Annotated in this window: 11 protein-coding genes; all 11 read left to right on the top strand. The window is 51.9% G+C overall.

The annotated features are described in order from the left end of the window. Positions 1-14: 14 nt before the first annotated feature. Positions 15-812, top strand: coding sequence for an undecaprenyl-diphosphate phosphatase (locus HMPREF9453_RS03595; protein ID WP_008859210.1), 798 nt, complete (start codon positions 15-17; stop codon positions 810-812). A 361-nt stretch (positions 813-1,173) separates the two neighbouring features. Continuing rightward, positions 1,174-2,190 (top strand): rod shape-determining protein, encoded by a 1,017-nt coding sequence (locus HMPREF9453_RS03590; RefSeq protein WP_232217313.1) that lies wholly within the window; start codon positions 1,174-1,176, stop codon positions 2,188-2,190. Positions 2,191-2,216: 26 nt separating this feature from the next. Further along, positions 2,217-3,104 (top strand): rod shape-determining protein MreC, encoded by an 888-nt coding sequence (gene mreC, locus HMPREF9453_RS03585; protein WP_040379870.1) that lies wholly within the window; start codon positions 2,217-2,219, stop codon positions 3,102-3,104. Continuing rightward, positions 3,101-3,595, top strand: coding sequence for a rod shape-determining protein MreD (gene mreD / locus HMPREF9453_RS03580; protein WP_008859207.1), 495 nt, complete (start codon positions 3,101-3,103; stop codon positions 3,593-3,595). Before mreC ends, mreD begins: the two co-directional genes overlap by 4 nt. Continuing rightward, complete coding sequence (mrdA, locus tag HMPREF9453_RS03575) at positions 3,592-5,460, top strand: penicillin-binding protein 2 (protein WP_008859206.1); 1,869 nt, start codon at positions 3,592-3,594, stop codon at positions 5,458-5,460. The genes mreD and mrdA overlap by 4 nt, the downstream gene beginning before the upstream one ends. Further along, positions 5,460-6,323 carry an AAA family ATPase gene (locus HMPREF9453_RS03570; protein ID WP_008859205.1) on the top strand — a complete coding sequence of 288 codons (864 nt, stop codon included), beginning with the start codon at positions 5,460-5,462 and terminating at the stop codon, positions 6,321-6,323. Before mrdA ends, HMPREF9453_RS03570 begins: the two co-directional genes overlap by 1 nt. 6 nt (positions 6,324-6,329) lie before the next feature. Continuing rightward, a complete protein-coding gene (gene rodA / locus HMPREF9453_RS03565; protein ID WP_008859204.1) occupies positions 6,330-7,445 on the top strand; it encodes a rod shape-determining protein RodA in 1,116 nt (371 codons plus the stop codon). A gap of 8 nt (positions 7,446-7,453) precedes the next feature. Continuing rightward, complete coding sequence (locus tag HMPREF9453_RS03560) at positions 7,454-9,349, top strand: TIGR03960 family B12-binding radical SAM protein (protein ID WP_008859203.1); 1,896 nt, start codon at positions 7,454-7,456, stop codon at positions 9,347-9,349. Next, positions 9,315-10,052, top strand: coding sequence for a TIGR03936 family radical SAM-associated protein (locus HMPREF9453_RS03555; RefSeq protein WP_008859202.1), 738 nt, complete (start codon positions 9,315-9,317; stop codon positions 10,050-10,052). The genes HMPREF9453_RS03560 and HMPREF9453_RS03555 overlap by 35 nt, the downstream gene beginning before the upstream one ends. A gap of 1 nt (position 10,053) precedes the next feature. Further along, positions 10,054-11,466, top strand: coding sequence for an Rne/Rng family ribonuclease (locus HMPREF9453_RS03550; RefSeq protein WP_008859201.1), 1,413 nt, complete (start codon positions 10,054-10,056; stop codon positions 11,464-11,466). 10 nt (positions 11,467-11,476) lie between these two features. Then, a complete protein-coding gene (locus HMPREF9453_RS03545; protein WP_008859200.1) occupies positions 11,477-11,800 on the top strand; it encodes a thioredoxin family protein in 324 nt (107 codons plus the stop codon). Positions 11,801-12,203 lie beyond the last annotated feature (403 nt).

Genomic DNA, 12,203 nt, shown 5'->3' with positions numbered 1-12,203 from the left:
TTTGAGGTGTTAGAGTGTACGAATATTTCTGTGCTTTAGTTGTGGGCATTGTAGAAGGGCTTACGGAATATATTCCTGTTTCTTCTACAGGTCATATGATTATTGTGGGCCATATGCTGGGCTTTGAAGGAACCCTGGCAGACCTTTTTGATGTATTTATCCAGCTGGGCGCCATCCTTTCGGTGCTGGTGGTGTATCATGAAAAATTTACCTATATTCTGAATACCCATCACTGGTTCCGCCGGAAAGGGCCTTCTGTATTTAATATCTGCATTGCCATGTTCCCGGCCTGCCTCATGGGTCTTCTTTTCCACGGCTTCATCAAGCACCGTCTCTTCAGCCCAACCACCGTTATCATCGGCCTGGTACTGGGAGGCATTTTCATGATTGTGGCGGAAAAGGCAAGAAAGGGAAAGGAATTTGCTGTGACCGATGTGGATAAGATTTCCACGAAACAGTCTTTTATTATCGGTCTCTTCCAATGCCTCTCCCTGTGGCCCGGCTTTTCCCGGAGCGGCAGTACTATTGCAGGCAGTCTTCTTCTGGGCATTTCCCGAAAAGCAGGCGCCGACTTTACTTTCATTATGGCAGTACCTCTCATGTTCCTGGCCTGCTTCTATGACCTCCTTAAAGTTATCGGAAGTCTCTCGGTCAGTGACCTGGGCGTGCTGGCGGTGGGCTTTGTCACTGCCTTCGTGGTGGCCTATGCTTCCATCCTCTGGTTTCTGAAGTTCCTGAATACTTCCACCCTGACGGGCTTTGCCATTTACCGTTTCTTTGTGGCAGCTTTTGCTCTGGTTTATTTCTGGTAAAGTTGTGAAATCAAAAGGGGCTGTGAAAAAATGTTCGATCATTTTTTCGCAGCCCCTTTTTTGCCAAACAGGCGGCCTGGTATGGGGCGTTGTACATGAAATTCGGGGAAAGGGGAACGGTTGATGCTCCTGGCGGCGGGGGCTGTAAACTCATGCTTCAAAGACACTGCCGACTACTTGAGCGAGAAGACGGTCAGAGGAAAAGCCAATGCCATGGAGTCGTAGAACTTGAAACTCTTTTTCTTTTCAGAACTTCCAGGCCCCGGTGACCTGTCATTTTTCCCTGTTTTACACGCCCCATCCATGGTATAATAATACGAATCCATTGGAAAAGGCGGTATGCATGAGTATGTTTTCTGCAATGTTAAATTGCCTGGGGCTCGATATGGGATCTTCCCAGGTTCGTATATATCAGAGAGACAAGGTGCTCCTGGAAGAGGCTTCTACGGCGGTGGTGGATAATATCAGCGGCCAGGTGCTTGGTTTTGGCACGGAGGCGCTGATTATTTATCATAAGGAACCGGAGAATTACACGCTGGAGTGGCCGGTGAGGAACGGGGTCATTGCTGATTATGATATGACCAAGTCCATGCTTCGTTTCTTTTTGAACAAGTCTCTCAGGCGGTCTGTTTCCAGGCCCAGTCTGATGGTGGCTATTCCTGCCGAAATTTCCTCAGTTACCCGGCATGCCCTGGTGGATGCGCTTATTCATGCAGGGGCCCAGGGGGTGTATCTCATTCCTTCGCCGGCAGCTGCTGCTATTGGTGCGGGACGGGATCTTCAGGTGCCTTCTTCTACGCTGTCCCTGGTCATAGGGAGGGATGTATCAGACGTGGGCATTTACGGCTGCGGCGGTATTCTGGCCCAGGAAGGGATTTCTTTTGGCGGTCATGATATTGACCGGGCTATCTGCCGTCATATCCAGGACCGATACAGCATGATGATCGGCCTGGAGCAGGCGGAGAAGCTGAAGAGCGAGATTCTTTCCATGACGGGCACGGGAAGCGACCGTGCTTTCACGGTGCGCGGAAGGCGCCATGCCGACGGCGTAGAAGTGGTGGTGGAGCTTTCAGTGGCTGAAATGAGTTCTGTCATGCAGCGCATTATGGAGCCGGTGCTTCTTCTGATCCGGCGGGTCATGAGCCGGGCTACGCCGGAGATGGCTGATGATTTCCTGAAGAACGGCATGCTCCTTTCCGGTGGCGGTGCCCTTCTTGACGGTCTTAGGGACTGGCTGTCCGAGAGTCTTCATATGCCTGTCACCATTCCGGCAGATCCGGCATCGGTGATTGCAAAGGGCTGTTTTGCGGCGTGCATGATGGACAAGGACCATTCCCTGCTCATTGAAAATGGTGATAAATACTTTGGGGGAGCTTGATTTTGATATTCTTCAGTAAGAAAAAGATGTTAAGTATTGTTCTGCTTTTGGCTTTCCTTGGCGGCTGCGGATGGTTCTGGCGGCACAGGGAGTATATTCCATTCGTGTCCCAGCCTTTGTCGGTAGGAGCTGCTCCTTTTGAGTACGGTGTATCCCGGGCTGCCTGGCTGGGGGAGAACGGCATCGGTTTGTTCCGTCAGGTGTTTTCGAACTGGAAGGAACTGGATGAGCTCCGTAAGGAAAATGAAAGTCTTAAGTCTGAGCAGGATCATTACAGTGAAATCCTGGCGGAAAATATCCGCTTAAGGAGTCTTTTGCAGTTCAAGCAGGGCTATACCAGCTACCATATGCTGGGCGCTTCTGTGATTGAAAGGGATTACGGCGGCTGGACCCATACTATGGTCATTGACCGGGGCGAGGACAGCGGTCTGAAGAAATACATGCCTGTCATTGTGCCCTCGGGCATTGTAGGCTTTGTAAGTGAGGTATACCTGAATTCAGCCAGGGTGCAGCTTCTTCTGGATCCACGGACTACAATCGGAGGCATTGTGCAGCGGCCTGCTTCCCGGGTGGTTTCCATGGTGAGCGGCAACAGCGGCAATCCGGGTTACCTTTCCCTGGTATCTCTCCCCAAGGAAGCGGATGTGATTAAGGGGGATATTATCGTTTCATCGGGCTACGGCGGCGTGTACCCCAAGGGTATGGTCATCGGCACGGTGGAGCAGGTGGATGTGGATGCCGAGGGCGGCACCCAGTCCGCCCAGATCCGGCCGGCAGCCGATTTCTCCCATTTGGAAGAAGTTTTCGTTATTACCGATCATATCCAGAAGACAAGCCCTGAAAGCATTACGGTAAAGCCGCCGAAGATCGAACCGCCTATGAATCCGAACAAGCAGCAGGCAGGTGATAAATGATGAGTACCTACAGCCTTGTGGTTTTAAGCGCTGTTATATTTCTTCTGCAGTCCTCTTTTCTGCCTTTCCTTTTCAACGGTATCATGCAGCCTGATTTATGGCTCACGGTGATTGCTCTGTCCGCGGTGATTCTGGACAGGAAATCGGCGCTTATCCTGGCGGGAGCCGGGGGATTTCTGCAGGATATTGTGACCAGTAATTTCTTTGGTCTCCATCTTCTTCCCTACCTGGTGATTACTCTGCTTTTTCTGAAATTCGGCAGAGATCGGTATAACCGGCACTGGTATGTGTCTCTGCTGTCGGTGCTTCTGGCTTCTGTCATTTATGTCTGTTTTTCCAGTGTCATCATGGGATGGGCCGGCAGTCGGTATCCCTCCCTCTTTTATTTCGTCTATCTGGGCATTCCCCTGGTTCTGATGAATGGGGGATGTGCTCTTGCTTTGCATCCTCTCATCTGGATGCTGAAACGGGAGGAGGAACCCCGTTGGTGAAGAAACGTATTCCTTCCATCCTGGATTCGCTGGTGAAGAATCGGGAAGAGTCGCGGTATGGCCGTATGATTTATGCGGCCATGATCCTTCTTCTCATCCTGAGCGCCCGCCTGTTCTGGATGCAGGTGGTGGAAGGCAATTATTATAAGGAAGAGGCCGACGGCAACCGTATCCGCCATCTGCCCCAGCAGGCGGCCCGGGGTGTCATGTATGACAGGAATGGTGTCATTATGGCAGGCTCAAGACCTGCCTACAGCGTCATCATGCCGGTGGAAAGGAAGAAGAATACCCTTTCCGATGAGGAGCTGGACCGTCTGGCCGCTCTTCTGAAGGTGAAGCCGGAGGATATTAAAAAGAAAATCGATGATAATAAGCTGGCTTTTGGTGCCATTTATCTGGCTAACGATGTGGGTATTGATGTGGCAACCCAGATCGAAGAAAAGAAGGATGATTTCCCGGGCATTGAAATCGAAGTGAATCCGCTCCGCGTGTATCCGCTGGGCGCCGCAGGGGCCCAGGTGCTGGGCTATGTAGGAGAGGCGGGACCGGACGACCGGGATGCCGAGGGGAATCCTTACAAGACGGCTACCCTGGTGGGCCGTTCAGGTCTGGAAAGGCAGTACAACAAGTTCCTGGAAGGAAAGAACGGTTCCAAGACGGTGGAAGTCAATGCGTCCGGCCAGCCGGTGCGCTATGTGGAAGGGACGCCTGCCGTTTCCGGCAACAATGTGCGTCTCACCCTGGATGCGAACCTGCAGAAGGCGGCGGAAGATGCCATGGAAACCCAGGTGAGGACGCTGGCTCATTCCGGCGTTTTCCCCACCGGCGCTTCCGCTGTAGCCATCGACCCCAATACGGGGGCGGTGCTGGCTATGGCAAGCTGGCCAAGTTATGATCCCAACCATTTCAGCAAGGGTATTACGGCGGATGAGTGGAACAAGATTATCAACAACAAGAACCATCCCATGCAGAACAGGACCATTGCAGCCATGTATCCTCCGGGCTCCCTGTTCAAAGTGATTACAGGTTCCGCTGCTCTGGAAGCCAAGGTCACCACGCCGGAGGAGAGAATTTTTGACTCCGGCAAGCACTGGCTGGTAGATAAGAGAAACTCCGAAGGCGAGGCTTTCGGCTGGATCAATTTCTATGAAGCTGTGGAAAAATCGGATAATGTCTATTTCTATGAAATGGGACGGCGCCTTGGCATCGACCGTATTTCTGCCATGGCCGGCGAGTATGGCCTGGGGAAACCTACAGGCATCGACCTGGCAGGGGAAGCGGAAGGCAATGTGGCCAGTGAGGAGTACAAGCGCAAAGTATTCAAGCAGGACTGGTATCTCGGGGAAACCATGGATGCCGCTATCGGCCAGAGTTTTACTCTGACCACGCCTATCCAGATGGCCATGGTTTATTCTTCCATTGCCAACGGCGGCTTCCGGTACAAACCCTATCTGGTGAACCGCATCGACAAGCTGGACGGCAGCCCTCTTAAGATATATTCGCCGGAAAAGCTGGGCACCCTGCCGGTATCCAAAGCTACCCTGGATGATCTTCACCAGGCTCTGCGCCTGGTTATGACGAAAAACGGCACCGGTGGCGCCCTTTTTGCCAATTATCCCATAGCCATGGCTGGCAAGTCGGGTACCGCCGAGACGAACGGCCTTGATAATGGCTGGTTCGTAGCTTATGGGCCTTTCGACAAACCGGAAATCGTGGTGCTCTGCATGTTCGAGCATTCAGGCTTCGGTTCCGAGTCAGCGGCCCCGGTGGTGAAACAGATCATGAATGCCTATTTCCATTTAGGCGATTATGCACCGGGAAAAAACAAGGACGAAAAGAAAGACAAAAATGGAGGTAACCACTGATGGCAGTCATTGTGTCTACAGCTTCCGGCAAAGGCGGGGTAGGAAAGACCCTGATTACTGCTTCTCTTGGCATCACTCTTTCCAGGCTGGGGAAGAAGGTACTTCTCATAGACGGTGATATGGGTCTTCGAAACATGGATCTTATACTGGGATTGGAAAATGACTGCTTTTATAATATCTGCGACCTGGCAGAGGGAAAATGCTTCCTGGAGGATGCGGTGCTTCCGGTGACGGACCATCTCGATTTCCTGCCGGCGTCCCAGAAGGAATCCTGGGAAACCGTATTTCCTGCAGCCATGGACACGGTGATGGACGATATCCACCGCCTTTATGACTTCATATTCATCGACTGCCCTGCGGGTATGGGAAAGGGTGTGGAAACGGCGTTCCGCCTGTCAGACAGGGTGATTCTTCTGGTGGCGCCGTCCTGGTCTTCCAGAAGGAATGCGGACCGCCTGCTGCCTCTTATCGGAAAGGGAAAGATCTGGAAATACGTACTGAACCGTTTCACCGCAAAGGAAGGAAGCGGACTTTCTTTCCAGGAAGTCTATGATACGCTGGACGAAGAATCCTTCGGCGGAGTGATTCCCTATTCCATCATGGCAGACCGCCTGGGAAACAGGGGAGAGATTGCGGAATTCAGGGAAAAGAGTGCCTATGGCCGCGCCCTCTATGATGTGCTCCGCTGCCTTCTGAAGGATAAGGATATTCCCGCTGCCCGGTGGTTGAGTTCCCTGCGTCTTTCGGACAGGGAGAATGAGGAAGAAACAGAAAGAGAAAATGATAGAAATAAGAGAACTGAAAGGGCCGGTCTTTCCTGGCACTCTTCCAGCAGCGCTTATAAGTGGCGGCGGAGGAGATGAGAGACTATGAATCTGATTCGTTACTGGAGGAGGATTGACAGCAGCCTCCTCATGACTGTGCTGGGGCTGGCGGTGGTATCCCTTCTCATCATTGCCAGCGCCACCCATGCCAATGTGCCGGGCCATCCGGGACAGTTTGATTTCGTCATCAAGCAGGGGGTGTTCCTCCTTCTGGGCCTTGCCGTGGCAGGAGGATCCCTCTATTTTGACTACAGGAAACTGTACCGCTTCGTGCCGGCCCTTTATGTGGTGAATGCGGTGATGCTGCTGGTGGTAAAATTTGCAGGTACCAGCGCCCTGGGGGCTCAGAGGTGGATCCAGATAGGGCCTTTCACCCTGCAGCCTTCGGAATTTGCAAAAATTATTATGATTATCTGCCTGGCCCGGCTTTTGTCCAATAATAAAAAGGGTTACCGCACCTGGAAGAGCCTTCTTCCTGTGGCGGGGCTCATGGCGCTTCCTACCCTTCTGATTTTTATCCAGCCTGATCTGGGTACCAGTCTGGTTTTCGGCGCTATTACCTTCGGCATGCTTTATATCTGCGGCCTTAATATGTCCCTGGTGAAGAAGGCTTTCATCGCCTTTGTGGCCATATTCCCGCTGATCTGGTTCTTTGTACTGCACAGCTACCAGAAAATGCGCATTCTTGTACTTTTCAATCCTTCGGTGGATCCCTATGGCTCCGGCTATCACGTGATCCAGTCCAAGATTTCTATCGGAAGCGGCGGTTTCATCGGCCAGGGACTTTTCGCAGGCACCCAGAGCCAGCTGAATTTCCTCCCTGAAAACCATACGGATTTCATCTTTTCCGTTATCGGCGAGGAACTGGGGTTTGTAGGGGCTATTTTCGTGCTTTTCCTCTACTTTATCCTGCTCTATCGGGCTCTTATGATTTCCCGTTCTTCCGGCGATGCCTTCGGAAGTCTTCTGGCCTGTGGCATTTTTTCCATGTGGCTTTTCCAGATTTTTATCAATGTGGGAATGACCCTGGGCATTATGCCGGTCACCGGTATTCCGCTGCCTTTCATGAGTTACGGCGGCAGTGCCCTTTTGATGAATCTCCTCTGTGTAGGACTTTTGATGAATATTTATGTGCGGCGTAAAAAACTGATGTTTGATTAGGAGTGAATATGAATCCTGTAAAAATTGATCCCGTATGGCTGATGCATATCCAGAAGCCTGCCCGCTATATCGGCGGCGAATGGAACAGCGTGGTAAAGGACCATGACAGCGTAGATGTGAAAGTGGCCCTGGCTTTCCCCGATGTCTATGAAGTGGCCATGAGCCATCTGGGGCTGAAAATTATTTACAGCGTGCTGAACGCAAGAGACGACACGCTGGCGGAAAGGGTCTATGCGCCCTGGGTGGATATGGAAGCCCTCATGCGGGAAAAACATATTCCCCTCTATACTCTGGAATCCAAATGCCCTGTGAAAGACTTCGACGTGCTGGGGTTCACCATGCCCTTTGAAATGTGCTATACCAATATCCTGAATATGCTGGACCTTTCCGGTATTCCGCTCCTCTCCAAAGACCGGAGCGATGAGGATCCTATCGTTGTTTCCGGCGGTCCCTGCGTGTACAATGCAGAACCGGTGGCCGATTTCTTCGATGTGTTCTTTATCGGCGAATCGGAAGAAGCTATCGGCGAAATGGCAGATATTGTCAAAGCCTGGAAGAAGGAAGGGAAACCGGGAGGCAGGAAGGAAATCATCCGCCGCATGGCTTCCATCAGAGGCTGCTATGCGCCTTCCCTCTACAAGGTGTCCTACTATGAAAACGGCATTTTCCGCTCCATTGCTCCCACTGACGAGGCGGTCCAGTTCCCTGTGGAAAAAAGACTGATTCCCGATTTTGACAAAGTGAAGGTGGACGACAAGCCCATTCTGCCCCACATTGAAATCGTTCATGACAGGGCGGTGCTGGAAATGTTCCGGGGCTGCAGCAGAGGCTGCCGTTTCTGCCAGGCCGGCATGATTTACCGTCCGGTGCGGGAAAAGAGCGAAAAGAAACTGCAGGAAATCGCCGATACCCTGATCCGGAATACGGGGTACAATGAAATTTCCCTTATGTCCCTTTCTTCCGCTGACTATTCCTGCCTGCCGGAACTGGTGGACCATCTTTTGGAGACCTTTAAGAACCGCCGGGTGTCCGTAAGTCTTCCCTCCCTACGGGTGGACTCCTTCTCCATCGATATTGCCAAGAAAATCCAGCAGGTCAGAAAGAGCGGCCTTACCCTGGCTCCCGAAGCAGGCACCCAGCGTCTCCGAGATGTGATTAATAAAGGTGTCACGGAAGAAGATATTATGGGCGCCTGCGCTAACGCTTTCAAAAACGGCTGGAGCAAGGTGAAGCTTTATTTCATGATGGGTCTTCCCACAGAAACTGATGAAGACCTGAAGGGCATTGCAGACCTGGCTATGCGTATCAAAGAGCTCTACCATACCATCCGCGGCAGGAACGACTGCCGCATCACTGTCAGTGTGGCCAGCTTCGTTCCTAAGCCTTTCACTCCTTTCCAGTGGATGGCCCAGTGCAGTGTGGAAGAAATCGAAAGGAAACAGCAGTACCTGAAGAGCCTTTTCACAGACCGGCATATTAAATTTGCCTACCATGACGCCAAGACCGGCCGTCTGGAAGCCGTGCTGGCCCGGGGAGACCGTCAGCTTTCCAAAGTTATTCTGAAGGCCTGGGAAAAGGGCTGCAAGTATGACAGCTGGACTGAATTTTTCGATTATGACCGCTGGATGGATGCGTTTGAGGAATGCGGCGTGGACCCTGACCTTTACGCTTCCCGAAAACGGGACGAGTATGAAGCGGAACCCTGGGACCATATCGACTGCGGCGTAAACAAGGACTACCTGAGAAAAGAATGGCGTCTGGCCCAGCGGGGCGTACTGACCCATGACTGCCGCCACCTGTCCTGCAACGGCTGTGCCGTATGCCCGGTACTGGATGTGAAACCAATCGATCATAAAGAGGAGAATGCACATGAAAAGACTGTTTTTATCTATCACGAAAGGTGAGGAACTCCGTTTCCTGGGCCATCTGGATTTCCTGCGCACCATGGAAAGAGCAGTCATGCGTTCTGAAATCCCGGTTGCTTTTTCCGAAGGGTTCAATCCTCATATGAAGCTTTCCCTGGACTCCGCCTTAGGTGTAGGTGTCACCGCAGATCCTTTGTATCTGGAAATCAAACTGGAAGAGGACATGTCCACGGAAGAAGTGAGGAAACGGCTTTCCCGCCAGCTTCCCCGGGGGATTACCATCCATTCTATTGTGGAAGCAGAAAAGAACTGGCCCAAGTTTGTGGCAGTTTTCAACGAAGATGCCTATGAAATGGAAGGCCCCGTGAAGGAGGGGGCAGGGGAGAAGGATTTTGCAGAGGCCAGGGCGGCCCTCGAAGAATTCAATCATCTTTCCTCCTTCCTTTACAAAAGGGTGACTCCGAAAAAGGTGCGGGAAATGGACGTGAAGCCCATGATTTTAGAACCCATGAAAGTAACCTTTACCAAAGACAGGGCCTATCTGACCTTCTCTCTCATCCGGAGCAATACAGGTACCGTTCAGCCCAAGGATATATGGAAAATGCTGGCTGAATCCTTCCACATGCCCTGGACGGAAGGGGAATTTATCTGCTCCCGCACCGGCACCTACCGGCGGCTGGATGGGAAACGGCTTACCCTTTCGGATCAAGGCGTTTTCCAGGGGTTATTGAAAGGACAATGAAATGAAACAGCTTCTTCTCCACGTAAGACCGGACCAGACGGTGCTTGCGTGCCTTGATGATGATATTCTTTCCGATCTCTTCGTGGAAAGAGCGGGGGAAGAAGATATTGTAGGCCGGGTGTACAAGGGGGTCATAAAAAATGTGGTCCCTTCATTAAACGGCATGTTTCTGGATATAGGCATCGGACGAAACGCCTTCCTCAGAACCCGGGACACTTTGCCTGGCGCTGCCCACACCGAAGGCAGCACTCTCCTGGTGCAGGTGGAAAAAGACAGCACCGAAACAAAGGGTCCTCTGGTGACGGAGAAAATCAGCTTTGCCGGAAGATATGCCGTTGCTCTCTACGGCTCCTCCTATATCGGGATTTCAAAAAAAATTACTGATGAAAAAAAGAGGAACTTCCTCAGAAGCCAGGCGAAAGCCATCTGCGGAGGCGCCATGGGTCTCATTGTTCGCACCGCCGCTGAAACGGCGGAGGAGGAAGATTTCAAAAAAGACCTGACGTCCCTTACCCGTATAATGGAAGTGGTCATGAAACGGGGAGCCATTGAAAAGGGACCGGCCCTTCTTTACCGGGACGGAGACCTGGCGGTGAAAAGCCTGCGTGACTACCTCACCGGCGGTGTGGAACGAATCCTGGTGGATGACAGAAACGTGTGGCAGCGGCTCATTACCATGGCCGAAGAGGAAAAGGATATTTCCAAAGACCGGATTCTCTTTTACGATGAGAGAGAAAGCCTTTTCAAATCATTTAAAGTGGATGGACAGATAGAAGCCCTCTTCGACAGGACTGTGCCCCTTCCCACCGGCGGCTCTCTTGTCATTGACTATACGGAAGCCCTTACGGTGATTGACGTAAACTCCGGGTCTTTCCGGGGTAAAGGAATTCCTCATGACCAGCTGGCCTTCCTCATCAATAAGGATGCGGCCCGGGAAATCGCAAGGCAGATCCGCCTTCGCGGCATCGGCGGCATCATTATGATTGATTTCATCGATATGGAGAAAAAGGAAGAAAAAGAAAAGCTTCTCCGCATCCTGCGGCAGGAAGTCAGAGATGACCATGTGAAAACCGTGGTGTGCGGCATGACGTCCCTGGGCCTTGTAGAAATGACAAGAAAAAGGACCACCAAAAGGCTGTGGCAGTACTACTACAACACCTGCCCCCTCTGCAAAGGCACCGGCCGCATTCTCTCTGCCCGGGCGGCGGCAGACAGGATATTGGAAGATCTGGAAAACAGAAGACGGAAAGGCCCTTTCCAGAGAGACCTGGAAATCCGCTGCTCTACGGACGTGAAAAAAGTGCTGGAATCGGCCCCCTTCTGGGACGTACTCCAGAAAACGGTGCTTCGGGACATTCGTATTACCGGGGAACCCCATTTCAGCCGCGAAACTTATACCATTCTATCCCTGTAAAGGAGACAATATGATCACAGAAATTAGAAATGACGCTGACCTGGATAAAGAATTCATAGACAAAAAAGGCTTTGTTCTTCTGGAACTGGGCGCTTCCTGGTGCCGCCCCTGTCAGGTCATGGCCCCTGCATTCAAGGGAGTGGAAGAAGAATTCAAGGGAGAAGTCCGCCTCTGCCACATCGATGTAGATGAAGCAGAAGACCTGGCAGCCCGCTTTGCCCCGGAGGGGATTCCCACCTTCATTTTCTATAAAGACGGAAAAGAACTGGGAAGAATCATCGGCTATCGTCAGAAGAATAAATTTTTTGAAGATATAGCTAAAATGATGAAATAGGACACGCCTGCGGCGCTTTATGGGCAAGCCCCTATGGGGCTTGAGGGTTGACGGCCCTTCGGGCCGAAGGTTCTTAAGGGGCTTAAGTTTGACGCGCCTTTGGCGCGAGGGTTGTTGTAGGGCGCCTCTAAATTATAGAAGGCGCCAGTTTGTATAAAACCTTAACAACCGCCCTGCGGGCGAGGAAATGCATTCCCCCTTTGGTGGCTGGCGCCACCACCTTTCCCCCTGTTCAGGGGGCACTATAAAGCTCCGCTATGCTGTGAGCTGCTTATGAAAGAACTGCTTTTCAGAGCTTTATTCTGCCCCCTGAATAGGGGTGGCAAGGGAACACGATTCGTAAGGAAGCGAAGCGACCTGAGAATCGTGTGACACGCTTTCCCGTGGAGAAGTCCGGCGCAGC

Origin of the sequence: Dialister succinatiphilus YIT 11850, assembly GCF_000242435.1 — a bacterium.
GTDB classification, from domain to species: domain Bacteria; phylum Bacillota; class Negativicutes; order Veillonellales; family Dialisteraceae; genus Dialister; species Dialister succinatiphilus.
Note: the sequence above shows the minus strand (reverse complement) of the source record. Positions and strands in the feature narration are given on the sequence as shown.